Source organism: Pseudomonas sp. A214 (assembly GCF_900156295.1).
GTDB lineage: Bacteria > Pseudomonadota > Gammaproteobacteria > Pseudomonadales > Pseudomonadaceae > Aquipseudomonas > Aquipseudomonas rhizophila.
The window spans coordinates 6,029,016-6,055,211 of record NZ_LT707062.1; the positions used below are offsets into that span (position 1 = coordinate 6,029,016).

Annotated in this window: 13 protein-coding genes, 2 tRNA genes and 3 rRNA genes; 5 read left to right on the plus strand and 13 right to left on the minus strand. The window is 58.3% G+C overall.

Annotated elements, in window-relative coordinates; genetic code table 11:
- The first annotated feature begins 138 nt into the window (after positions 1 to 138).
- Positions 139 to 1,086 (plus strand): LysR family transcriptional regulator, encoded by a 948-nt coding sequence (locus tag BW979_RS27060; RefSeq protein WP_047229524.1) that lies wholly within the window; start codon positions 139 to 141, stop codon positions 1,084 to 1,086.
- Here BW979_RS27060 and BW979_RS27065 read toward each other — a convergent pair.
- The 13 genes from BW979_RS27065 to BW979_RS27125 all read right to left on the minus strand — a co-directional run bounded on the left by BW979_RS27065 (position 1,083) and on the right by BW979_RS27125 (position 21,686).
- Positions 1,083 to 1,586, minus strand: a complete 504-nt coding sequence (locus BW979_RS27065; protein WP_047229523.1) for an OmpA family protein — start codon at positions 1,584 to 1,586, stop codon at positions 1,083 to 1,085. The two genes, BW979_RS27060 and BW979_RS27065, sit on opposite strands and share 4 nt — an antisense overlap.
- 3 nt (positions 1,587 to 1,589) lie before the next feature.
- Entirely contained in the window at positions 1,590 to 2,858 is a 1,269-nt protein-coding gene (locus BW979_RS27070; protein WP_047229522.1) for a diguanylate cyclase domain-containing protein, read from the minus strand.
- Positions 2,855 to 3,430, minus strand: a complete 576-nt coding sequence (locus BW979_RS27075; RefSeq protein WP_076386458.1) for a YfiR family protein — start codon at positions 3,428 to 3,430, stop codon at positions 2,855 to 2,857. Before BW979_RS27075 ends, BW979_RS27070 begins: the two co-directional genes overlap by 4 nt.
- Before the next feature lie 139 nt (positions 3,431 to 3,569).
- Positions 3,570 to 5,666 (minus strand): exodeoxyribonuclease V subunit alpha, encoded by a 2,097-nt coding sequence (recD, locus tag BW979_RS27080; protein WP_047229520.1) that lies wholly within the window; start codon positions 5,664 to 5,666, stop codon positions 3,570 to 3,572.
- Positions 5,663 to 9,352, minus strand: a complete 3,690-nt coding sequence (recB, locus tag BW979_RS27085; protein WP_076386460.1) for an exodeoxyribonuclease V subunit beta — start codon at positions 9,350 to 9,352, stop codon at positions 5,663 to 5,665. Before recB ends, recD begins: the two co-directional genes overlap by 4 nt.
- On the minus strand, positions 9,349 to 12,801 hold the full coding sequence (gene recC, locus BW979_RS27090) for an exodeoxyribonuclease V subunit gamma (RefSeq protein ID WP_076386462.1): 3,453 nt from the start codon (positions 12,799 to 12,801) through the stop codon (positions 9,349 to 9,351). Before recC ends, recB begins: the two co-directional genes overlap by 4 nt.
- 154 nt (positions 12,802 to 12,955) lie before the next feature.
- Positions 12,956 to 13,071: ribosomal RNA gene (rrf, locus tag BW979_RS27095) — 5S ribosomal RNA — on the minus strand.
- A gap of 150 nt (positions 13,072 to 13,221) precedes the next feature.
- Positions 13,222 to 16,113, minus strand: a 23S ribosomal RNA gene (locus BW979_RS27100).
- Between the two features lie 248 nt (positions 16,114 to 16,361).
- Positions 16,362 to 16,437, minus strand: a tRNA-Ala gene (locus BW979_RS27105).
- A gap of 27 nt (positions 16,438 to 16,464) precedes the next feature.
- Positions 16,465 to 16,541: transfer RNA gene (locus BW979_RS27110), tRNA-Ile, on the minus strand.
- Positions 16,542 to 16,606: 65 nt separating this feature from the next.
- Positions 16,607 to 18,143: ribosomal RNA gene (locus BW979_RS27115) — 16S ribosomal RNA — on the minus strand.
- Together the 16S, 23S and 5S rRNA genes with 2 tRNA genes alongside form the textbook arrangement of a ribosomal RNA operon.
- Before the next feature lie 627 nt (positions 18,144 to 18,770).
- On the minus strand, positions 18,771 to 20,264 hold the full coding sequence (locus BW979_RS27120) for a CoA-acylating methylmalonate-semialdehyde dehydrogenase (RefSeq protein ID WP_047227436.1): 1,494 nt from the start codon (positions 20,262 to 20,264) through the stop codon (positions 18,771 to 18,773).
- Positions 20,265 to 20,336: 72 nt separating this feature from the next.
- Positions 20,337 to 21,686 carry an aspartate aminotransferase family protein gene (locus BW979_RS27125; RefSeq protein ID WP_076386464.1) on the minus strand — a complete coding sequence of 450 codons (1,350 nt, stop codon included), beginning with the start codon at positions 21,684 to 21,686 and terminating at the stop codon, positions 20,337 to 20,339.
- A gap of 122 nt (positions 21,687 to 21,808) precedes the next feature.
- Here BW979_RS27125 and BW979_RS27130 point away from each other — a divergent pair, with 122 nt between their 5' ends.
- The 4 genes from BW979_RS27130 (at position 21,809) to BW979_RS27145 (ending at position 26,191) form a co-directional block, all read left to right on the plus strand.
- Positions 21,809 to 22,729, plus strand: coding sequence for a LysR family transcriptional regulator (locus BW979_RS27130; protein WP_047227434.1), 921 nt, complete (start codon positions 21,809 to 21,811; stop codon positions 22,727 to 22,729).
- 131 nt (positions 22,730 to 22,860) lie between these two features.
- On the plus strand, positions 22,861 to 23,511 hold the full coding sequence (locus BW979_RS27135) for a TetR/AcrR family transcriptional regulator (RefSeq protein ID WP_047227433.1): 651 nt from the start codon (positions 22,861 to 22,863) through the stop codon (positions 23,509 to 23,511).
- Positions 23,512 to 23,518: 7 nt separating this feature from the next.
- Entirely contained in the window at positions 23,519 to 24,100 is a 582-nt protein-coding gene (locus BW979_RS27140; RefSeq protein WP_076386466.1) for an IMPACT family protein, read from the plus strand.
- Positions 24,101 to 24,637: 537 nt separating this feature from the next.
- A complete protein-coding gene (locus BW979_RS27145) occupies positions 24,638 to 26,191 on the plus strand; it encodes an ABC transporter ATP-binding protein (protein ID WP_076386468.1) in 1,554 nt (517 codons plus the stop codon).
- The last annotated feature ends 5 nt before the right edge of the window (positions 26,192 to 26,196 follow it).

Below are 26,196 nucleotides of genomic sequence, written 5' to 3' on the forward strand. Positions count from 1 at the left end.
CCTCCGGGACTTGTTCTTATAGAGAGCGCTGGTTCAGCACAGATCAAGGTGCATAGACAGACACCTTGGTGATGAGACGGTTTTTGGAGTATAGATGTGCAAACTTCTAATAAGAACGCACATAAAAACCGGTCCATCATGCAAAAAAACATCACCTCCCTGGGGTCGCTGAATTGGGACGACCTCAAGTTTTTCCTCGAAGTGGCCCGCACCCGCAAGGCCAGCACGGCGGCCAAGCGCCTGGCCGTCGACTACACCACGGTGTCGCGACGCATCAGCTCGCTGGAAACGTCATTGGGGACGCTGCTGTTCGAAAAATCCCGGACCAACGGTTTTGTCCTGACCGCCGAAGGCCAGCGTCTGCTGGGTTACGCCGAATCGATCGAAAGCACCCTGCACATGGCCTGCGAACAGGTGTCAGGCTCTGGGGTGGCGTTGTCCGGCCACGTGCGCATGGGCTGTACCGAGGGCTTCGGCAGCTTCTTCATCACGCCGCAACTGAGTCATTTCGTCGATGCCTACCCGGCCATTTCCGTGGACATCCTGCCGCTGCCGCACTTCATCAGCCTTTCCAAGCGCGAAGCCGACATCGTCATCGCCCTCGAACGCCCCGAACATGGCCCGTATGTGTGCTGCAAACTATGCGACTACCGACTGCAGCTCTACGCCACCCAGCCATACCTGGACAGCCATCCTCCCATCCACCGACCGGAGGACCTGAGCAAGCATTCGTTCATCAGCTACGTGGATGATCTGGCGTTCAGTTCCGAGCTGCTCTATCTGGCGAATGTATTGCCGGGCGCCCATGCTCACCTGCGCAGCACCAGCGTGATTGCGCAGTTCGTGGCAGCGCAGCAAGGACGATCATTGGCGATCCTGCCGTGCTTCCTCGCCGCCCAGGATCCGCGCCTGCTGCCGGTGCTGCCGGAGGAAATCACCGTCACCCGGCAGTTCTGGATGTACTGCCGGGAGGATTTGAGGAAGCTCAAACGCATCACGCTGTTGTGGGATTACATCCGCGAAGTGACTGAGCAGAATCAGCCATTGTTGATGGGCGAGAGCCGAGAGATGGTATTCGCCGACTAGTCAGCGATGACCACGATGGCGACGCGACGGTTTTCGGTGCGCCCCTCGACCGTGTCGTTGGAGGCCACTGGCCTGCTACTGCCCAGCCCCCGTGTTTGAACGTTTTCTTCGCGCATGCCCACGCCAATCAATACCTTGCTCACGCTGCTGGCCCGACGTATCGACAGTTGTTCGTTATAGGTTGGGGAGCCTGATGCGTCGGTATGACCATCGATCCGCACCCGCTCGATTCCGGCCCCCAGCAGAGCCTTGCCGATTCGCTCGACAATCTCGGTACTGGCCGGGTTGAGGGTTTCCACATCGCTACCAAACAGTACTTTGCCGGACAGGCCGAAAGCCCATCCCTCATCAGTCAATTCGAACCCTTGTTGTTTGAGCACGGCGACTTGCGCCGGGGTAAGACCTTTTTGGGGTGTCGTCTGGCAGCCGGTCAGGGCCAGAACGGTGATGAACAAAAGCGCGGCGAAACGCTGCAGGGAGATTTGAGGATATAGGCGCACGAGTCAGCTCCTGGCGTGAAGATCAGCAACCGGGTGCTCCGACCCGGCCGTGTGTTGACCGCCTCTGGCGAGGCGCTTGGCCTGATACATCGCCGCATCGGCGGCATTGAGCAAGGCGCCTGGTGTCGCGCCATGATCAGGATAAACGGCGATGCCGACACTCAGAGAGGTCAGCACCGAGGCATTGCCGGGCAATTGAATGGGCATTTCCATGCTGGCTATGATTTTCTCGGCAATCCGTTCGGCATCCTCGGTCCGGTGCAAGGGTGCAAGCAGCACGGCAAATTCGTCACCGCCCAGGCGCGCCACCAGGTCACCTTCACGCAACTGTGCCCGGACCCGTGTCGCCACCGCCGTCAGCACCGCATCACCGGCAGCATGGCCGAAGTTATCGTTGATACCCTTGAACCGGTCACTGTCCAGATAGAGCACGGCGACCTGCTCGTCGAGTTTGTTGGCATTGCGTAGTGCACGGATCAGCCGGCCTTCGAAAAATGCCCGATTCGGCAATCCGGTCAGGCTGTCGTGACTGGCCTGGTGAGCCAGGGTTTCGTTCTCGCTTTGCAGGTGGGTTTGCCAGGACTCCAGCTCATCAAGCAGCGCGTTGAAGTCATTGCCCAGGTTATCCAGTTCGGCGATAGCGGCCGGCGGTACGCGTCGGTCGAGGGCGCGTTCGCTGCGCGCGGCATGGGCCACCTCGGCGAGGCTGCGCAGCGGCCCGGTGATTGCGCGTAACTGGCGCCGCGCCAGATACAACGCCACCCAGGCGCTCACCGCCGTGCACAGGACAATTCCCGCCAGGCCGCTAAGCAAAAACCGCAAAAGGCTGCCGCCATGTCCCGACAGTAGAACTGCGCCTATATTCTGTCCCTGATGGATGATTGGCAGGCTGATGGGCTTTTCCAGGAAGGTTTTGGCGATGTGCCTTTCCAATTCCGACAACAAGCCGGTTTCCGGTCGCTGCCAGCGAGCCAGCAGACGCCCATGCTCGTTGAACACCTCGGCATCGGCGACCTCTTCGGTGGAGGCAATCACAGCCAGCGCCTCGGTCGCCGCCACTGAGTCATCGAACACCACGGCCGCTTCAACGGTATAGCTGATCGAGCGGGCGATCAGGTGCAGGTTGTGATCGGCATAGACTCGCAGCGCCAGTACACCAAGCAACGTCAGGGAGACACTGGCCATGGTGATCGCCACCAACGCGACAATCAGGTGACCGCGACCAATGACCGAGCCCAGTGTGGGACGGATCCGTGCCGTGGGCAGATTCATGGGGCTGCTGGCCTGCGACGTGAAAGCTGTAAAACGCTGGGGTGAATGCGCACGCCACTGCGCGCCACCGAATCCAGGTTGACCTCGAACGAGACCTGTTCGTCAGCGACCCGCAGACAGAACAGGCTACCGACGGTGCACTGATCGCCGCCTTCACTGATGCTCAACACAGGTTTACCGATCAAGGACGCGAACAGCCGGGTGCGCTCGTCATGGGTCAATCTGCCGATGTAGATCGCGTTGCAATCAGTGGCAATACTGGGGTGGTCGGCCAGCACCCGCTGCACAGTCACAGGCCGGCCAGTGGCCTGAGTCGTACCCTTGACCAAATCGTCTGTGTATTGAGTCGGCCCGACAATGCACAGCTGCAATTGCGCTGGTTCCACGGGCCAGCGGGCGTAGCTGAGAATTCCCAACACAACCTGGGTGACGGATTCGGCCCGCTGTTCAGCCCGGGTCGTGGTGGCCTGATCCTGGGCGACAACCACAGGCGCCAGTAAGCACAGCAGGCCGGCAAGCAAATATTGCCTCCAGCCCTTGCGGCGCACTGTCTCCTGAACAGCCACACTCATGGAAAGTCTCTTGGTCGATGCAATAAGTGCCGGAAAGATAGCACAGTGCCAAAAAGCCAGCGAGGCAGCGCCCTACGACGCTTACGACACAAGCGTGCAGAACAGCCGCCCTGGACACTGAATCGCGAAAGTCGATCGCTCAGACAGCTCCTTCCAGCGCCAGCATCAACCCGCTCAAGCGCTTGACCTTGCGCTGAACCGCCTCTTCAAAGACGCCCGCTCGCGGCTCTATCAGACTGAACCACTGCTTGCCCCGAGTAATGGCGGTGTACACCAATTCTTTCGTCAGCACCGGGTTCAGCGCATCCGGAAGAATCAAAGCCGTATGGGCGAACTCCGAACCTTGGGATTTGTGCACCGTCATGGCAAAGACAGTTTCTACATCGTTCAGGCGGCTGGGCAGGACGAAACGCACACCGCCCTGGCCATCGTTACGAGGGAACGCCACCCGCAGAACCTGCTTGCCGGCGTCTGGCCCCTCACGCTCGGGCAGCTTGAGCGCAATACCGATATCGCCATTCATCAGGCCCAACCCGTAGTCGTTGCGGGTCATCAGAACCGGGCGCCCTTCGTACCATTGATGATCGCTGTCGATAAGCTGGGCCTTGAGCAGTGCGGCGGTGATGCGCTGGTTCAACCCCGCGACGCCCCACGGGCCTTTGCGTACGGCACAAAGCAGCTGGAACTCGTCGAAAGCCGACAGCACTTCCCGAGCCCAATCGGTCCAGCAGCTGTCCTCAAGCGGTCGGGAAATGGCCGGGCGGCGCTGACGCAACAGGCTCAAGTAATGCCGATAACCCTTCGGCCCTTCTGCCTTGCCGTCGAGTAACAAGCGCTCCAGCGCCCCATCGTGTTCGCCCCTCAGCGCCAGGGAAAACAGGTCGGTGAATTCGCCTTCGAGCATCAGTTGACGGGCCTGTTCCGGTTGTTGCTGGTTGACCCGACGCGCCAGTTGACCGATCCCACTGCCCTCACCGAAGCGCCGCGAATGCCTGAGCATGACCACTTGCTGGGCCAAGGCATGAGTGCCATCGAGGTCTTGCCGCAGATCACTGGCCGCCAGGTTTTCACCGCTGACCGACTCCAGCCAGGCCAGGGTCCGGGGGCTGTACCAACCCTCCTCGGCGTCCCGACACAGGTCCCCCAGTACCGCACCGGCCTCAACAGAAGCCAGTTGGTCCTTATCACCCAGTAATACCAGTCGCGCATGAGTCGGCAGCGCATCCAGCAGATTGGCCATCATCTCCAGATCGATCATGGAGGCTTCATCGATCACCAACACATCCAGTGGCAAGCGATTGCCCCCATGATGGCGAAAATGTCGGGTGCCAGGCCGACTGCCCAACAAGCGATGGACCGTGGTGACATCGCAAGGAATGCGCTCGCGCACGGCGTCAACCACATCGAGGGTGCGAACCTGCTGGCTGATGGACTCGGTCAGACGCGCCGCCGCCTTGCCTGTGGGCGCGGCCAGGCGGATCCGCAGCGGTTTGCCTGCCTCGACAGCGGGCGCCTGAAGCAAGGCGAGCAAGCGCACAACCGTGGTGGTCTTGCCGGTACCCGGGCCGCCAGTGATGATACTGAAGGCTCCACGGGTCGCCAGCGCACAGGCCAGTTTTTGCCAATCGATCGGGTCAGCGGCGTTGGCCGGCCCGAACAACCCGTTCAAACGCTCGCGAAGATCATCAGGTGCCGCTTCATGTTCGGCAAGCCGTTGTCGCAACGCCTCATCGATCCGCCGCTCATAAGCCCAATAACGACGCAGATAAAGCCGCTTACCTGATAACACCAAAGGGCGTTGCCGCGCTTCTTCATGCTCATCGACGGCCAAGGCCACCAGAGCACTGGAAGCCAGGACCTTGCACCAGTGAGCCCCATCGAGGGTCCGTAGTATTTGCGAGGGCAACAACTCTACCCCCGTTTGCGAGTCGCCTTCAGGCGGCAGTGACAGGGCGAAATCCGGCTCCTTGAGCGTTTCGAACAGATCCAGGCAGACATGCCCGTGACCCAACTGATGGCTGGTGAGCGCCGCAGCAAGCAGCACCAACGGATCATCTTCAGGCGCGAGCTCATGGAGGAAGGCGACGAATGCCTTGTCCAGGGCGCGCAACCATCCTCGTTCGACCCAGCGGGTGAGCAACAGCAGCAAGTCATCCGCGCGGCTCAGCGGAGCCAGATCCATCAGGCTCTCGTCATCAGACGATTTGGGTAACAGATCGGCAAAAGAACGTTTCATAGCAGCTCCCCCTGTTCCCATGCCGGTTCAGCCTTTGGCTCGCAAACCCCTTGGAACATGCGGTCCAGTTGCTCGATCAGCGCCCGTGGAGGCTTGGTGAAGTAAACGCCCTGACTGGCTGAGCGGGTACCGCGCAGGAACAGATACAACGCGCCACCGACATGCCGGTCGTAGTCATAGCCGGGCAGGCGCGCCTTGAGCTGACGGTGCAGGGCCAACAGGTACAACACGTATTGCAGGTCGTAGCGATTGTCGAGGATCGACTGTTCCATGGCCTGCTCGGTGTAGGCCATGTCATCGACACCCAGCCAGTTGGACTTGTAATCGGCCACGTAATACCGGCCCTCGTGCTCGAACGTCAAATCGATGAAGCCCTTGAACATCCCGTTGAGCAACACCGGCTCAGCGGCCACGCGAGCGACACCGCCATGGGTGAATTGGCAAACCAGTTGGTCAAGCTTGAGCACATCGACCTTGTGGCTGGCAAACCAGAACTCCATCTCGACCTGAAACCGGGACAGGTTCTCGAGCACCACCGGCGCCTGGTCACCACCTATGTGCATAGGCAGTTTGATCAGGTGTTGCAGCCAGTCACCCAGGGTAGCGATCCAGCCTTTCCAACCTCGACGATTGCAGCGCCGGGCTATGGCATCCTCGATGGCGGTTGGCGTAGCTTCAAATCCTTCGCCAGCGGCCCACTCCAGCAGGCCATGAAGGAATGTGCCGGGACCAGGGCCGCGAGGGAAGCGGTGAATATCGCCACCCACGGCAACAATTTCCCTTGGGGCATCGGGGTCAAGCCGCTCATCGTCGAACAGCTTCTGAGCCTGCGGGTTCTCCGGCGCATCATTGCTGCCCGCACTCAGGCTTTCCCCAATACGCAAGGCGCTGTAGGAGGCGATCCACCAGTTTTCGCTGGCTTTGCGTACGGGTATCAAAGGTTCAAGCAATACCGCTTCGTTGCGTGGCGGCCGGTAATGCTCGTCGGTGGCCTGGGGCATCTCCTGATAGCTGACCACTGCGCTGCCTTGTTGCAGGTCCTCCAGCCAGCGCTTCAACTCCACCGATTCGACTAACGGCACACCACCGCCCAACAGATAGCCCAATGCGGACAGGTGCAGGATCGAGCTGTTGTTATTGCCCCGTTTGAGATCAGCCACACCCAGCCAGCAAGCGTGTTGTGCGCGGGTCAGGGCCACGTAGAGAAGCCGCAGATCCTCGGCCAGACGCTCGTCATCGGCCTTGGCGATCAACTCGGCGGTAGGCTTGAGGCTGATCTGTGCCTTGCAGGCTTCATCGTGGTAATGCAAAGGCAACCGACTGCCATCCACCGGTTTCGTCGAACAGATGAAGGGCAAAAACACCAGTGGATATTCAAGTCCCTTGGACTTGTGAATCGTGACCACCTTGACCAGTTGCTCATCGCTTTCCAGGCGCAGGATCTGTTCTTCGCCAGCCTGCCCGGACAGCGCCAGGTGCTCGGACAGATGCCGAATCAAAGCTTGCTCGCCATCCAGCTCACCGGCGGCCTGTTGCAACAGCTCGCAAAGATGCAGCAAATTGGTCAGCACCCGCTCGCCGTCGCTGCGCGTCATCAAGGCCTGGGGCAGCTCGAAATCATGTAGCAGGCGACGCAGCATGGGCAATACGCCCTGGGTACGCCAGACCGTACGATAGCCTCGGAACTGCATGACCCGACGCTCCCAGGCCAGCTCATCCTGATTGAGACGTTCCAGCTCCGTCAGCGCAAGATTCAGCGTGATGCTGGCCAGCGCTGCCCGCAGTGGCCGCTCGACATCCGGCTCGGCGCAGGCCCTGAGCCAGATCAGCAGGTCCCGCGCTTCCTGTGAAGCGAAGACCGAGTCTTTGTCGGACAGATAGACACTGCGCACTCCCCGCGCGGACAGCTCGTCGCGCACGGCCTGAGCTTCTTTGCCGTCACGCACCAGGATGGCGATATCCGCCGGGCGTAATCCCTGGAGCGTCTTTTCATCGACCGTAAAGCCATCGCGCCCCGATTGGCCGCCATTGAGCAACGCCGTGATCTCACTGGCACAAGCCGCCGCCATGTGCTTCCGATACACCGCCCCGGAAAGCGGCTGATCAGAAGACAGGTGCCAGATATTCATTGCGGCAACGGGTAGCCCGTTGACTTGCAAGGACTCCTTGCGCCCTTGGGACTCAACGGGCTGGAACGGCACCGGGTTCTTGCCCGACGGTTCACGAAACAGAAAAGCACCGCGCCCTTCAGGGCGAGATTCGGCATTCTGGAAAATATGGTTCACCGCACTGACCATGGCGTGGCTGGAACGGAAGTTTGTTCCCAGCGTATGCAGCCTGCCGGCGGTGGCTTCGCGGGCGCGCAGGTAGGTATAGATGTCAGCGCCGCGAAAAGCGTAAATGGCCTGCTTCGGGTCACCAATCAGGAACAGCCCGGTGTCGGGGTTGCTTTCTGCGATGTGGTAGATGCTTTCGAAGATGCGATATTGAATCGGGTCGGTGTCCTGGAACTCATCGATCAGCGCCACCGGAAACTGTTCGCGGATCAAGCTCGCCAGCCGCTCTCCGCCCTCGGCCTGAAGGGCCGCGTCCAGACGCAGCAGCATATCGTCGAAGCCCATCTCCGCGCGGCGCCGTTTCTCCGCCTCGAAACGTGCCCCCACCCATTGCGCGGCATGTTGCAGCACTGCGGCATCGGGAGTGGGCAAGGCTTCCAGGCTGGCCTTGAGACCGGACATGGCGTCCAGCCCGGGATGACTGGGCACTTCGCCTTTCCAGGCCTCGGCCATGCCCTCGGGGGTCAGGCGTGTGAATCCGCTGCCGATGTCCAACAGCTCAAGGCTTTCGTCCTCCACCCAGGCATTGATTTTCTGGAACCACGGTTCGAAGTACCGGGCCTGCATCTTGCGCCCGTCGACGCTTTTGTTGGCGACACCTTGCTGACAGATCTCCAGCAACTCCACGGCCCATTGCCGCCACGGCGCCTTGAGATCGAGCAAGGCGGCGCTGCGCTCCTGAAGCGATGCGGCGATCAGTTCGGCGGGTTCAAGCCCCTCAGCAGCATCGCGTTCACTGGAAAACAGGCCTCTGACTCGCGGCAGCAGCGCAGCGGGCCCGCCCCAATGTGTCCGCACCCAATTCAGCGCCTCACCTTGCATCGAGTAGCAGAACAGCCGCCAATAGTCGCGAAGCACTTCGCCGAGCAAGTCGCTGTGATCGGTTTCCAGGGTCTGGGTAAACAGGCTACCGCTGTCAAAAGCATGTTCACGCAGCATGCGCTGACACCAGCTATGGATGGTCGACACTGCTGCTTCATCCATCCATTGCGCAGCGATGTCCAACCGGTTCGCACAGCCAGGCCACTGCGTTGCATCGAACTCATCCCGCAACTCGGCGATCAGCGAATCCGGGGCGGCAATTTCATCACGAAAGAAGCGCGCCGCCTGGGCCAGACGCATGCGGATACGTTCACGCAACTCCTTGGTGGCAGCGTCCGTAAAGGTCACCACCAGGATCTGCGGAGGAAGCAGTTCGCGACCAAAGCCGGTAGCCGGGCCGCCATGCCCCAGTACCAGACGCAGGTACAACGCCGAAATGGTAAAGGTCTTGCCGGTACCGGCGCTGGCCTCGATCAATTGACTGCCACGTAGCGGGAAGGCCAGGGCGAGTGGAGGCTGGCGAGTCATGAGCTTACCTCCTCGCCGGCCAATGAACGCCATGGTGCTTCGAGCAGTGGCCGGTAAAGAGCATCGCACCAGTCGGGGAATGTCTCGTCGGCCGTCAAGGCATCGAAGTCAGCAAACTGCCGGGCCAACGCCGGACTTTCCCGCCGCTCACCCTCAGAGTTCTGCCCGTCGCCTTCGTAGGCTTTTCGAGCAGCCGCATCGGCTTTGGCTGGATCGCTCTGGCCGAGCCAGGCGAAGGCGGTCTTCACGGCGACGGGAAGCGGCTGACGCATACCCGCCTGCCAGGCTTGCAATAGATCGCCGAGCAACCGTCGTGCCACGGGCTCTTCAAAAGGAGCCAGCAGCAAGCTGTCATCACTGGCCACCAGTGCCGTCGTCATCGAAAAGCCGTTAGCGCACGCAACAAGATGATTGACCCAAGGACGAATCAGACGATGCCATTTACGGGTCTTGGGGGAGCCAATACCGTTGGGTATCGCGCTGATGGTGAGAACCGCTCCATCAGCACGCTGGTGCAGGCCACTCAGCCAGCCCTCGACGCTCACGCCATGCAATTGCAAGCTGACAGGCAAGGCACTGGTCAACGGCGTGGGCCATAACGCCAGAAGCTGCTGGTAACGCTGGAGCAAATCAGGCAAGGGTTCGATCAATTCACGTTGCATGCATTCACCGAAACCGGCCATCGGTAACAGGCCGCTGTTCTGCAGTCTTTTGGCATGAGTGGCCAGTGCCAGATCCGGTTGATCGAGGCGAACCAGGGCGGCCTCCAGCAAGCTGTCGCTCAGGCTGTAGCGTTGCAGCGCATCGAGAACGAAGGGTTCGTCATCTGCCAAAGGGGCCTCGATGGCCTCGAAGAATATTTTGAGTCGTTGACTGAAGAAGTGCCGGACGGGATTGCGCAGAAAGTCCTGCAGTTGCCCAAGGCCCAAGGGCTCTTCCTGAACATAGGGTTCCAGCACCTGGCTTTGGGCGGCGTGTTCGTGGGCACCGTGGAGCATTCGCCATTCACTGGCGTAACTGAACAATGCACTGCCTTGATGAAAATAACGAGCACTGAACGGTTGCAGCGGATGTTCCTGGGTCAACGCCTCAAGAAGGTCCCCGCGGTCATCCGCCAACCGCCAACCGCTGGCGAGATGATCCCGCAGTTGGCCGACCAATACTGAAGCAGGACGGTCGCTGTTGTCGCGGATGCTGCGTCCGACCCAACTGATATAGAGCTTTTCCCGGGCTGAAAGCAGTGCCTCCAATAACAGATATCGATCATCTTCGCGTCGGGAACGATCCCCGGGGCGATAGTCGCTGCCCATGAGATCGAAATCCAGGGGCGGTTGTGCTCGCGGGTAATCACCATCGTTCATACCCAGCAGACACACCAGTTTGAAAGGAATCGCGCGCATCGGCATCAGGGTGCAGAAGTTGACCGCTCCGGCCAGGAAACGCTGGGACAGTCGGCCCTGATCCAACCCTGCCAACCAGGCCTCACGGACAACAGTCAGGGGCAACTCATCCTGCAGGGCAACCGACTCACAGGTCTCCAGCCAGGTTTCACGCAAGTCTTCGAGTTGGGCCAGCAGATAGTCGTCATGTTCGTTGCTCGCCTGGAAAAACAGTTGCATCAGATCATGCAGGCGCGAGCCCCATTCTTGCGGTGATGCGGGCCGGGTGAGTTCCTGATGAGCGACTTGCAAAGCATCCAGCAACGCAACCAGAGGACCGATCAACGCCGCATCCAGGCCACCAATTTCATCATAGGGTTCGATGCCGTCATAAGCGCCCGCGCTGCCGACGGCATACCCCAGCAGCATGCGCCGAAGACCGAAACGCCAGCTGTTCTGCTCAAGCTCCGCGGGTAATCCCAGTCCGGCACGATGTTCGGCACTCATGCCCCAGCGGATACCGGCCCCCTCGATCCAGCGGTGCAGCGTAGGCAAGTCAGCTTCATCGATACCGAACCGCTCACGCAACGCCGGAACATCGAGCAGATCGAGGATTTCGCTGACCGGAAAGCGGCTATCCGGCAGCTTGAGCAAGTGTTCGACAGCGATCAATAACGGATCACGTCCACGCTGGCCCTGATCAGTGAGGGTGAAAGGAATGAAACGGGGATCAGTTCTTTCAAGCTGACCGAACACAGCGCGTATATGCGGTGCGTAGCTGTCGATGTCCGGGACCATGACGATGATATCCCGGGGGCGCAGGCTCGGATCCGCACTAAAGCGGGCCAGCAGCTGATCGTGGAGGATTTCAACCTCGCGCTGAGCACTGTGGGCTACATGGAAACGGATAGACCCGTCCTGCTCCGTATCCACCGCTGGCCAGTGTTCCCGGGTTTCGTTCAGGGGGCGCAGCTCGAGAATGTCATCCTGCAGTTGGCCGAGAAGGGTCGTGGGATTCCCCTCGCTGAACAGGTCGATCCGTCCATCGCGAAATACCGAGCGATAACTGTTGGGGTCGTCGTAGCTGTCGAGCAGGTTGATATAGTCACGCCCCTGCTTGCCCCACGCTGCCAATAATGGATGAGCATGCTGGTGCAAGGTCTGCGGGTCGAGGACAACGGGCATTCCGGCCTTGCGGGCCTGCCGTTTGTATTGGTGGCGTAGCAGGTCTTTGTCGGCCACGATGTCCGCCCAATGGTGGCGACATGGGTTATGAACGCACAGCAGAACCTGGCTAAACCGTGACAGACCGGCAAGTGCTTCAAGGACTTGGGCCGGCAGAGAAGAAATGCCGAACACTATCACCCGCGCGGGCAGGTTCCTGGGAGCCACTTCCAAACTGTTGATACGCTCGATGTACCGTTGATGAACCCCAGCACGGCTTTGGGCCATGCCTTGCTCCCCTACATCCATCAAAAGGGCCCGCCACAGTTCGGCCTGCCAACAGTTTTCTGGCGCGAGCGGCTTGATTTCGCCCCGGACATTTCTTGTCTGGTGCCGACCTTCCGCCCAGTCCTCCAGCCAATCCGCCCGGTACACCTGGTATTGGTCAAACAGATCGGCAAGACGCTCGGACAACTGATAACGCTTGCGCAAGTCGGTGTCGTGGGTAAGGAAACGCCGCAGGGGCTCGAAATGGGGCTGCTCGATCAACTGTGGCAGAAGGCGCATCAGCCGCCATGTAAGTGGAGCCTTATCAAGCAACGACTTGGCCGGAATTTCGTCACGTCCCAGGACCGTTCGATAGAGTTGCCACATGAAACTGCCGGGCAACTGCACATCAATGGCGGCGGCGATACCGCAGCCACCGGTATCGTCATCTTCCGGATCCTCAGCCAATGCCAGCTTCAACCATTGGGCGATGCCATTGCTTTGAACCAGCGCGATTTCATTTTCAAGAGGCCCCAGCGGATAGCGCCGCATCAAGCTGATCACCAGGCTGCGCAACTCATCCAGGCGATTCCCGTGGACCACCATGAAAGCAGGGCTTAAGGACGTCGCGTCCGGCATAAAGGCATCCTTGAAAATGCAAAAGCTAGGGCCGAACCTTAGCACTGTCGGGGGGCTGTGACAGCCGGGAGCTGTCCGTGCTTGTCGTAAGAACTTTCCTGCGGGCAAAACAAAACCCCTACCTGCGTCAGCAGATAGGGGTTTCGGAATTTAATCTTGACGATGACCTACTCTCACATGGGGAAACCCCACACTACCATCGGCGATGCATCGTTTCACTGCTGAGTTCGGGATGGGATCAGGTGGTTCCAATGCTCTATGGTCGTCAAGAAATTCGGTAGCCAGCGCGTGCCTTGCGGTCACGTTCCAGCAAATGGGTATGCGATAGGTTTGTGTGTTGTGCGAACTTTCGGTTCATAGCGTCTTCACACACCGCAATCTGGTGCCCTGTATCGGGTCAACAAATTGCTTGGGTGTTATATGGTCAAGCCTCACGGGCAATTAGTATGGGTTAGCTCAACGCCTCACAGCGCTTACACACCCCACCTATCAACGTCGTAGTCTTCGACGGCCCTTCAGGGGACTCAAGGTCCCAGTGAGATCTCATCTTGAGGCAAGTTTCCCGCTTAGATGCTTTCAGCGGTTATCTTTTCCGAACATAGCTACCCGGCAATGCCACTGGCGTGACAACCGGAACACCAGAGGTTCGTCCACTCCGGTCCTCTCGTACTAGGAGCAGCCCCTCTCAAATCTCAAACGTCCACGGCAGATAGGGACCGAACTGTCTCACGACGTTCTAAACCCAGCTCGCGTACCACTTTAAATGGCGAACAGCCATACCCTTGGGACCGGCTTCAGCCCCAGGATGTGATGAGCCGACATCGAGGTGCCAAACACCGCCGTCGATATGAACTCTTGGGCGGTATCAGCCTGTTATCCCCGGAGTACCTTTTATCCGTTGAGCGATGGCCCTTCCATACAGAACCACCGGATCACTAAGACCTACTTTCGTACCTGCTCGACGTGTCTGTCTCGCAGTCAAGCGCGCTTTTGCCTTTATACTCTACGACCGATTTCCGACCGGTCTGAGCGCACCTTCGTACTCCTCCGTTACTCTTTAGGAGGAGACCGCCCCAGTCAAACTACCCACCATACACTGTCCTCGATCCGGATAACGGACCTGAGTTAGAACCTCAAAGTTGCCAGGGTGGTATTTCAAGGATGGCTCCACGCGAACTGGCGTCCACGCTTCAAAGCCTCCCACCTATCCTACACAAGCAAATTCAAAGTCCAGTGCAAAGCTATAGTAAAGGTTCACGGGGTCTTTCCGTCTAGCCGCGGATACACTGCATCTTCACAGCGATTTCAATTTCACTGAGTCTCGGGTGGAGACAGCGCCGCCATCGTTACGCCATTCGTGCAGGTCGGAACTTACCCGACAAGGAATTTCGCTACCTTAGGACCGTTATAGTTACGGCCGCCGTTTACCGGGGCTTCGATCAAGAGCTTCGCGTTAGCTAACCCCATCAATTAACCTTCCGGCACCGGGCAGGCGTCACACCCTATACGTCCACTTTCGTGTTTGCAGAGTGCTGTGTTTTTAATAAACAGTCGCAGCGGCCTGGTATCTTCGACCGGCGTGGGCTTACGCAGCAAGTGCTTCACCCTCACCGGCGCACCTTCTCCCGAAGTTACGGTGCCATTTTGCCTAGTTCCTTCACCCGAGTTCTCTCAAGCGCCTTGGTATTCTCTACCCAACCACCTGTGTCGGTTTGGGGTACGGTTCCTGGTTACCTGAAGCTTAGAAGCTTTTCTTGGAAGCATGGCATCAACCACTTCGTCACCCAAAGGGTAACTCGTCATCAGCTCTCGGCCTTAGAATCCCGGATTTACCTAAGATTCCAGCCTACCACCTTAAACTTGGACAACCAACGCCAAGCTGGCCTAGCCTTCTCCGTCCCTCCATCGCAATAACCAGAAGTACAGGAATATTAACCTGTTTTCCATCGACTACGCTTTTCAGCCTCGCCTTAGGGACCGACTAACCCTGCGTCGATTAACGTTGCGCAGGAAACCTTGGTCTTTCGGCGTGGGTGTTTTTCACACCCATTGTCGTTACTCATGTCAGCATTCGCACTTCTGATACCTCCAGCAAGCTTCTCAACTCACCTTCACAGGCTTACAGAACGCTCCTCTACCGCATCACCTAAGTGATACCCGTAGCTTCGGTGTATGGTTTGAGCCCCGTTACATCTTCCGCGCAGGCCGACTCGACTAGTGAGCTATTACGCTTTCTTTAAAGGGTGGCTGCTTCTAAGCCAACCTCCTAGCTGTCTAAGCCTTCCCACATCGTTTCCCACTTAACCATAACTTTGGGACCTTAGCTGACGGTCTGGGTTGTTTCCCTTTTCACGACGGACGTTAGCACCCGCCGTGTGTCTCCCATGCTCGGCACTTGTAGGTATTCGGAGTTTGCATCGGTTTGGTAAGTCGGGATGACCCCCTAGCCGAAACAGTGCTCTACCCCCTACAGTGATACATGAGGCGCTACCTAAATAGCTTTCGAGGAGAACCAGCTATCTCCGAGCTTGATTAGCCTTTCACTCCGATCCACAGGTCATCCGCTAACTTTTCAACGGTAGTCGGTTCGGTCCTCCAGTTAGTGTTACCCAACCTTCAACCTGCCCATGGATAGATCGCCCGGTTTCGGGTCTATTCCCAGCGACTAGACGCCCTATTAAGACTCGCTTTCGCTACGCCTCCCCTATTCGGTTAAGCTCGCCACTGAAAATAAGTCGCTGACCCATTATACAAAAGGTACGCAGTCACCCAACAAAGTGGGCTCCCACTGCTTGTACGCATACGGTTTCAGGATCTATTTCACTCCCCTCTCCGGGGTTCTTTTCGCCTTTCCCTCACGGTACTAGTTCACTATCGGTCAGTCAGTAGTATTTAGCCTTGGAGGATGGTCCCCCCATATTCAGACAAAGTTTCTCGTGCTCCGTCCTACTCGATTTCATGACTAAGAGATTTTCGCGTACAGGGCTATCACCCACTATGGCCGCACTTTCCAGAGCGTTCCGCTAATCTCAAAGCCACTTAAGGGCTAGTCCCCGTTCGCTCGCCACTACTAAGGGAATCTCGGTTGATTTCTTTTCCTCAGGGTACTTAGATGTTTCAGTTCCCCTGGTTCGCCTCTTGCACCTATGTATTCAGTACAAGATAACCATCTTATGATGGCTGGGTTCCCCCATTCAGACATCTCCGGATCAAAGTCTGTTTGCCGACTCCCCGAAGCTTTTCGCAGGCTACCACGTCTTTCATCGCCTCTGACTGCCAAGGCATCCACCGTATGCGCTTCTTCACTTGACCATATAACCCCAAGCAATCTGGTTATACTGTGAAGACGACATTCGCCGAAAATTCGCATGCTCTAAGAGCAACTCACAAATTTTACCTTAGCCTGATCCGTTACCAGTGAAAGTAACGTCCAGTCTATCTTTCTATCACATACCCAAATTTTTAAAGAACGATCTAATCAAAAGACTAGAAATCAACATTCAGCACCGTCTTGGTGGAATGCTCATTTCTAAGCTTTAAACGTTGGTGCCAATCTGTAATGGTGGAGCCAAGCGGGATCGAACCGCTGACCTCCTGCGTGCAAGGCAGGCGCTCTCCCAGCTGAGCTATGGCCCCGTATTTCTACAGGGAACACCATGAAATTGGTGGGTCTGGGCAGATTCGAACTGCCGACCTCACCCTTATCAGGGGTGCGCTCTAACCAACTGAGCTACAGACCCAATCGTCTTCTTCAATGAATCAAGCAATTCGTGTGGGAGCTCATGAAGCAGCTGCGGTCGTCGATTAAGGAGGTGATCCAGCCGCAGGTTCCCCTACGGCTACCTTGTTACGACTTCACCCCAGTCATGAATCACACCGTGGTAACCGTCCCCCCGAAGGTTAGACTAGCTACTTCTGGTGCAACCCACTCCCATGGTGTGACGGGCGGTGTGTACAAGGCCCGGGAACGTATTCACCGCGACATTCTGATTCGCGATTACTAGCGATTCCGACTTCACGCAGTCGAGTTGCAGACTGCGATCCGGACTACGATCGGTTTTGTGGGATTAGCTCCACCTCGCGGCTTGGCAACCCTCTGTACCGACCATTGTAGCACGTGTGTAGCCCAGGCCGTAAGGGCCATGATGACTTGACGTCATCCCCACCTTCCTCCGGTTTGTCACCGGCAGTCTCCTTAGAGTGCCCACCACGACGTGCTGGTAACTAAGGACAAGGGTTGCGCTCGTTACGGGACTTAACCCAACATCTCACGACACGAGCTGACGACAGCCATGCAGCACCTGTCTCAATGTTCCCGAAGGCACCAATCCATCTCTGGAAAGTTCATTGGATGTCAAGGCCTGGTAAGGTTCTTCGCGTTGCTTCGAATTAAACCACATGCTCCACCGCTTGTGCGGGCCCCCGTCAATTCATTTGAGTTTTAACCTTGCGGCCGTACTCCCCAGGCGGTCAACTTAATGCGTTAGCTGCGCCACTAAGAGCTCAAGGCTCCCAACGGCTAGTTGACATCGTTTACGGCGTGGACTACCAGGGTATCTAATCCTGTTTGCTCCCCACGCTTTCGCACCTCAGTGTCAGTATCAGTCCAGGTGGTCGCCTTCGCCACTGGTGTTCCTTCCTATATCTACGCATTTCACCGCTACACAGGAAATTCCACCACCCTCTACCATACTCTAGCTCGACAGTTTTGAATGCAGTTCCCAGGTTGAGCCCGGGGATTTCACATCCAACTTAACGAACCACCTACGCGCGCTTTACGCCCAGTAATTCCGATTAACGCTTGCACCCTCTGTATTACCGCGGCTGCTGGCACAGAGTTAGCCGGTGCTTATTCTGTCGGTAACGTCAAAACACTAACGTATTAGGTTAATGCTCTTCCTCCCAACTTAAAGTGCTTTACAATCCGAAGACCTTCTTCACACACGCGGCATGGCTGGATCAGGCTTTCGCCCATTGTCCAATATTCCCCACTGCTGCCTCCCGTAGGAGTCTGGACCGTGTCTCAGTTCCAGTGTGACTGATCATCCTCTCAGACCAGTTACGGATCGTCGCCTTGGTGAGCCATTACCTCACCAACTAGCTAATCCGACCTAGGCTCATCTGATAGCGCAAGGCCCGAAGGTCCCCTGCTTTCTCCCGTAGGACGTATGCGGTATTAGCGTCCGTTTCCGAGCGTTATCCCCCACTACCAGGCAGATTCCTAGGCTTTACTCACCCGTCCGCCGCTCTCAAGAGGTGCAAGCACCTCTCTACCGCTCGACTTGCATGTGTTAGGCCTGCCGCCAGCGTTCAATCTGAGCCATGATCAAACTCTTCAGTTCAAACATCTTTGGGTTTTGAGAAAACCCTAAACTTGGCTCAGCAATCGTTGGTTACATCTTTGATTTCTCGCGGAGTAACTTGTGATGCTGATAATCTGTTGACTAGCAGTCTGACTCCACAAGCACCCACACGAATTGCTTGATTCAGTTGTTAAAGAGCGGTGGGTTGAGCCTTTCGTCTCAACCGAGGCGCGCATTCTACAGCGCCCGGTGTATCTGTCAAGCGGTTATTTTAAGAAGTTTTCAAAGTTTCCTCTGCAACTTCAACCACTTGCGCTTCCGATCTCTCGTTAGCGGGAGGCGAATTCTACAGCGTTACTCGCTGCTGTCAACACCTCTTTTTGACGCTTTCGATCGAGAAGATCGAATCGTTAACGGAGCCAGGAAAACCGCCCCACCAACTGCTTCCCAAGCTTCGATGACCTGAAGCCCTGCGCTGCCGAAAATCGTTTAACTCATTGAAACTCAAGGAGTTTTTCGTTTCGACTGCGCCGGAAGTGGGGCGAATTATAGACTTCCAGGATTTGCCGTCAACACCTATTTTCATATTTCTGTCACAACAGCCAAAAGCCCCGCAAACACAGAGGCCGGTGTCCAAAGACACCGGCCTCTTCACCCACCTACCGCTTACAAGCTCGGGAAGGCGAACTGTGACGCCTCGTGGCTGGCACGCTGCGGCCAACGCTGGGTAATGGCCTTGCGACGGGTATAGAAGCGCACCCCGTCCGGACCATAGGCATGCAGATCGCCAAACAGCGAACGCTTCCACCCACCGAAGCTGTGGTAGGCCACGGGCACCGGCAAAGGAACGTTGACGCCTACCATGCCGACTTCGATTTCATCGCAGAACAACCGCGCCGCCTCACCATCACGGGTAAAGATGCATGTGCCGTTGCCATACTCGTGATCGTTGATCAGTTGCATCGCCTCTTCCAGGCTGTTGACCCGGACGATGCACAGCACCGGCCCGAAAATCTCTTCTTTATAGATGCGCATCTCAGGCGTCACGCGATCAAACAGGCAGCCGCCCAGGAAGAACCCCTCCTCATGCCCAGCCACGCTCAAACCGCGACCATCGACAACCAGCGACGCACCCGCCGATACGCCATCTTCTATATAGCCGCTGACCTTGTCGCGATGCTGACCGGTCACCAATGGCCCCATGTCCAGTCCGCACGACGTACCCGCGCCGATTTTCAGTGACTGGATCTGCGGCACCAGCTTGGCGACCAGCGCATCCGCCACCTGATCGCCCACACACACCGCCACGGAGATTGCCATGCAGCGTTCGCCGCACGAACCGTAGGCCGCCCCCATCAGCGCACTGACGGCGTTATCCAGATCCGCATCCGGCATCAAGACCGCATGGTTCTTCGCCCCACCCAGTGCCTGCACGCGTTTGCCGCGCCGGGCGCCTTCGGCATAGATGTATTCGGCAATCGGCGTGGAGCCGACAAAACTCAGCGCCTTCACCTCCGGCGCTTCGATCAGTGCGTCCACTGCAGCTTTGTCGCCATGCACCACGCTCAACACGCCTTTGGGCAGCCCGGCTTCCAGAAGCAATTGGGCGATCAGCAACGTCGAACTAGGGTCACGCTCGGACGGTTTGAGGATGAAGCAGTTGCCACAAACGATCGCCAGCGGGTACATCCACAGCGGCACCATCGCCGGGAAGTTGAATGGCGTGATGCCCGCCACCACGCCCAAGGGCTGGAAGTCTGACCACGCGTCGATGTTCGGTCCTACGTTACGGCTGTATTCGCCCTTCAGAATTTCCGGTGCCGCACAGGCGAATTCGACGTTCTCGATCCCGCGCTTAAGCTCTCCAGCCGCGTCTTCCAGGGTCTTGCCGTGCTCTTCGCTGATCAACTGGGCGATGCGCGACTCGTTCTGCTCCAACAACTGCTTGAACCGGAACATTACCTGCGCTCGTTTGGCCGCCGGTGTGTTGCGCCAGGCAGGGAAAGCCGCCTTGGCGGCGTCGATAGCCTGCTGGACCGTCGCACGATCGGCCAAAGGCACCTGATGAATCGCCTGGCCGGTGGAAGGGTTGAACACGTCGGCGGTACGAGCGCTGTCGCTCAACAGTTCGCCATTGATCAAATGCGCAATGAGGCTCATGGGGACTCCAGAATGTTATCCGCAGGCGCCCGCTGCCGGACGCCCGTATTGAAAGCTATATAGAGGGACGCGTCAGTCGAGTTTGTTCAGCACTTCACCGACCGCATCGAACAAGCGATCCAGATCCTGTGGCTTGCTGTTGAACGTTGGCCCGAATTGCAGAGTGTCACCGCCGAAACGCACGTAGAACCCCTTTTTCCACAACGCCATGCCAGCCTCGAACGGGCGCACGATCGCGTCGCCATCGCGGGGCGCAATCTGGATTGCCCCGGCCAGGCCATAGTTGCGGATGTCGATGATGTTCTTCGCCCCCTTCAGGCCATGCAAGGCCTTCTCGAAATGCGGAGCCACCTCGGCCACGCTCTGCACAAGGTTTTCCTTTTGCAGCAGATCCAGTGCCGCCAAGCCTGCCGCGCATGCCACCGGATGCGCCGAATAGGTGTAGCCATGGGGGAATTCCACTGCGTACTCAGGCGTCGGCTGGTTCATGAACGTCTGGTAGATCTCGGAGCTGGCAATCACCGCGCCCATGGGGATCGCGCCATTGGTAACCTGCTTGGCAATGCACATGAGATCCGGGGTTACGCCGAAACTATCGGCACCGAACATCGAACCGGTACGGCCGAACCCGGTGATGACCTCGTCGAACACCAACAAGATGCTGTGCTGATCGCAGATTTCCCGCAGGCGCTTGAGATAACCCTCAGGCGGCACCAGTACGCCAGCGGAGCCGGCCATCGGTTCAACAAACACCGCGGCGATGTTGGAGGCATCGTGCAGTTCGATCAGCTTCAACAGCTCATCGGCCAAGGCGATACCACCCTCTTTTGGCATGCCACGGGAATAGGCATTGCTTGCCAGCAGCGTGTGGGGCAAGTGATCGACGTCCATCATCGCCTGGCCGAACAACTTGCGGTTGCCGCTGACGCCGCCGAGGCTGGTACCGGCGATATTCACGCCATGGTAACCACGAGCACGGCCGATCATCTTGGTCTTGGTCGCCTGGCCCTTGAGACGCCAGTAGGCGCGGACCATTTTCACCGCGGTATCGGCACACTCGGAACCGGAGTCGGTGAAAAACACATGGTTGAGGTTGCCCGGTGTCAGGCTGGTGATTTTTTCTGCCAGCTGGAACGACAGCGGGTGGCCGTACTGGAAGCCCGGCGAGTAGTCGAGGGTGCCCAGCTGTTTGGCGACTGCTTCCTGGATTTCCTTGCGGGTGTGCCCGGCGCCGCACGTCCACAGGCCCGACAGCGAGTCGTAGACCTTGCGCCCTTTGTCATCCACCAGCCAACTGCCTTCGGCGGCGACGATCAGACGTGGATCGCGCTGGAAGTTGCGGTTGGCGGTGTAAGGCATCCAGTGGGCATCAAGCTTGAGCTGGCTGGCCAGGGAGCCGGCAGCATGTTCGGGCATGTTCATCGACAGAACCTCGCAGGAGAGAAGCGACAGGGATCCAAAGGCGTTCTTGCAGCTAACTTGCCACGGCGATAAAGTCGATGAAATCCAACTTTTCTAACCTTCAGTCAGCAGATCACTAAACTATGAGCGCGCGTCGTCCCGATCCACTGGCCCAGGTCAGCGACTTTGATATTCGTCTGTTGCGCATTTTTCGCAGCGTGGTGGAGTGCGGTGGATTCTCCGCAGCGGAGACGGTGCTTGGGATCGGTCGCTCCGCCATCAGCCAGCAGATGAGCGACCTTGAGCAGCGTCTTGGCCTACGGTTGTGCCAGCGCGGACGGGCGGGCTTTTCCCTGACGGAGGAAGGCCGCGAGGTCTATCAATCAGCGTTGCAACTATTAAGTGCACTGGAAAGCTTTCGCACCGAAGTCAACGGCCTGCATCAACATTTGCGCGGCGAATTGATCATTGGCCTGACCGATAATCTCGTCACCCTGCCCCACATGCGCATCACCCATGCCCTGGCCCAATTGAAGGAACGCGGTCCAGACGTGCAGATTCAGATTCGCATGATCGCTCCCAACGAAGTCGAGCAAGGCGTACTCGACGGCCGATTGCATGTCGGCGTCGTGCCCCAGGCCAGTGCCCTTTCCGGGCTGGAGTATCAACCGCTCTACAGCGAACGTTCGCTGTTGTATTGCGCGGTCGGGCATCCGTTGTTTTATGTGGATGACCAACAACTGGACGACGCTCGCCTCAACAGCCAGGATGCCATCGCACCGACCTTCCGCCTGCCCGCCGAGATCCAGGCCCACTACCAGGCACTCAATTGCACTGCCAGTGCATCGGACCGCGAAGGCATGGCGTTCCTGATTCTTACAGGGCGCTACATCGGTTACCTACCGGATCATTACGCCAGCCTGTGGGTCCAGCAGGGACGGTTGCGCGCCCTCAAACCCACGGCCCGTTTCTATGATTTGAGCCTGGCGTCAGTCACGCGCAAGGGGCGTCGGCCTCATCTGGTGCTGGAGAGCTTTCTCCAGAGCCTGGCGGCAACCCGCTAACCCTTGGTCCGACATTGGCTGGGTTAGCCTGCCCCCAGCGAAAGGCTTTTAGCATGATGGCACTTGTCGGATCGCTGCCGGTGCGCTATCAACGCATTTGCTTGCCCCACAGACCCAGCCCGGAAACGCCCATGACCTTTGAAGTCCCTGCCCACGGTGGCAAGCCCACCAGCCGCATTCGTCAAAAAAACGAAGAGACCATCCTCAAGGCCGCCGAAGATGAATTCGCCCGTCACGGGTTCAAAGGCACCAGCATGAATGCCATTGCCTTGAAGGCCGGGCTGCCCAAGGCGAACCTGCATTATTACTTCACCAACAAGCTTGGGTTGTACGTGGCGGTGCTGAGCAACATCATCGAGTTGTGGGATAGCACCTTTAATACCCTCACCGCCGAGGATGATCCGGCCGAAGCCCTGACCCGCTACATCCGCGCCAAAATGGAGTTTTCCCGCCGCCATCCCCAGGCGTCCCGGCTTTTCGCCATGGAGGTGATCAGCGGTGGTGAATGCCTGACTGAATATTTCAACCAGGATTATCGCACCTGGTTCAACGGCCGCGCGGCAGTGTTCCAGGCCTGGATCGATGCCGGCAAGATGGACCCGATCGACCCCGTGCACCTGATCTTTCTATTGTGGGGAAGTACTCAGCATTACGCCGACTTCGCCACCCAGATCTGCCGCGTGACCGGTCGCAGCAAGCTGACCAAGCAGGACATGATCGATGCCGGCGACAACCTGATCCGCATCATTCTCAAGGGCTGCGGCCTGAAACCAACCTTTTAAGACCCTCATGCCTTTTACCCTCACCGGCTTTTGTGAATACCGCGAAGAGATTCGCAAAAGCCGCTTCATCACCCTCGCCGCCCCTATCACCAGCCCTGCCGACGCAGTGGCCTTTATAGAGCAGCACAGCGATCTGAACGCCACACACAACTGCTGGGCCTGGAAACTCGGCGACCAATACCGCAGCAACGACGACGGCGAACCGGGTGGCACCGCCGGGCGGCCGATCCTGGCGGCCATCGAAGCCCAGGCTTGCGATCAGGTCGTGGTGCTGGTGATCCGTTGGTACGGTGGAATCCAGTTGGGCACCGGAGGCTTGGCCCGGGCCTATGGCGGGGGCGCGAACAAATGCCTGCAAAACGCCGAGAAGGTTGAGTTGATCAGCCGTGTGGCGCTGCGCTGCACCTGCGGTTTCGCGGAACTGGCCCTGGTGAAACTGCGGGTCGCCGAATGCGGCGGATTGGTGAACACCGAGAGCTTTACAGCCAATGGCGTGGACTTGCAGGTGGCCGTGGGTGAAGCGCAGATCGAAACATTGCAAAAGCAATTGGCCGACCTGAGCCGTGGACGGATTCTGCTGGCCCGTTGAGCGCGAGGGGGTCTGCGACTTTTCAGGGCAAACGCCATCGTGCGACTTGCCCACATCCACTGTGCACCCGACTGTGGATAACCTGAGCACATTCCGCTGTAACCCTTCTGTCATGCGGCTTTGCGGCTGTTGTTCGTTTTTTGATCAAAGCACTGTTTTCTGTAGGAATTCTTCAGAAAAACAAATGCTTGCGAGGTTTTATCACCTTTAGAAGAAAGCCGGGCGCTGGTTATGCCGGACCTTCAGGCTTGCGCACAATAACTGTGGAACATCCTGTGGATAACCCGTTCATGGCTCACGCCGTCCCATGAAAGGCATGGCTCGCAGCCGCCTGATCATTTTTTAACCACCCGTTTCGGGGCACAAACAACGCCTCTATCACCTGCTCGCCCCATTGCGGTGCCCTATCCACAGCGAGGGTGTTGGCGAGTAAGCCAAGCCGATAGGCAAAGCGCGGGGCTCGCTGACATTTCCTGACCTACTGGCCAGGAAATTGCTTTATCCACAGGCATTCATGTCCCCTGACCCGAGCCTGTCATGTCCGACCCCGATTCCATCCCGCGCCTGCAATTGCGCAAGATCAGCAAACGCTACCCAGGTTGCCTGGCCAATGACGCCATCGACCTGAGCATCCAGCCCGGCGAGATCCACGCGCTGCTCGGCGAAAACGGTGCTGGCAAAAGCACCCTGATGAAGATTATCTACGGCGTTACCCAAGCCGATTCGGGCGAGGTGATCTGGCAAGGCCAACGGGTCGACCTGCGCAACCCGGCCCAGGCCCGTAGCCTGGGCATCGGTATGGTGTTCCAGCATTTCTCGCTGTTTGAAACCCTTACCGTGGCGCAGAACATCGCCCTGGCCATGGGCGCGGCAGCCGGCACACCGGCGCAACTGGAGCCGCGAATCCGCGAAGTTTCCCAACGCTACGGCATGGCCCTGGAGCCGCAGCGGTTGGTCCACAGCCTGTCGATTGGCGAACGTCAACGGGTGGAGATCATTCGTTGCTTGATGCAGGACATCCGTCTGCTGATTCTCGATGAACCCACCTCGGTGCTGACGCCCCAGGAAGCCGAAGAACTGTTCGTGACCCTGCGGCGCCTGGCGAGCGAAGGCTGCAGCATTTTGTTCATCAGCCACAAGTTGGGCGAGGTCCGCGCGTTGTGCCACAGCGCGACGGTGCTGCGTGGCGGACGGGTGTCAGGGCATTGCACACCAGCGCAGTGCTCGGACCGGGAACTGGCGCAGTTGATGGTCGGCGAAGCGGCCGGGCTGATCGCGGACTATCCCAAGGTCAGCGCAGACAAAGCGTTCCTTGAGATCCACAAACTGTCATGGCCAAACCCAGACCCGTTCGGTTGCTCGTTACGGGATATAGACCTTGAGGTACGCAGCGGCGAAATCGTCGGTATCGCCGGAGTGGCGGGGAATGGGCAGGACGAGTGGCTGGCATTACTCAGCGGTGAAACGCAACTGCCCCGCCACAAAGGCGAGACGATCAGGTTCGATGGGCAACCGGTGGCGCATCTGCGCCCCAATGCCCGGCGCCGCCTCGGGCTGGCATTTGTTCCAGCCGAACGCCTGGGCCACGGCGCCGTGCCGCAATTGAGCCTGGCGGATAACGCCCTGCTCAGCGCCTTCCAACAAGGACTGATCCGTTGCGGCCTGATTCAACGGCGCAAGGTCGAGCACCTGGCCGAGGAGATTATCCGTCGTTTTGGGGTGAAGACGCCCGACACCAGAACCCCGGCGCGCAGCCTCTCGGGGGGCAACCTGCAAAAATTCATCCTCGGTCGGGAAATCCTTCAACAGCCCAGGCTGCTGGTGGCGGCGCATCCGACCTGGGGCGTAGACGTCGGCGCAGCGGCGACCATCCACAGGGCCCTGATTGCCTTGCGCGATGCGGGTGCCGCCATCCTGGTGATCTCCGAAGACCTCGACGAACTGTTCCAGATCAGCGACCGCCTCGGCGCTTTGTGTGGCGGGCGTTTGTCCGCCTTGAGGCCCACTGTCCAAACCCGGCTTAGCGACGTCGGCGGCTGGATGGCCGGCCAGTTCGACGCCCCTCAATCCCCTGATCCCGCGACGGTCTAACGGAG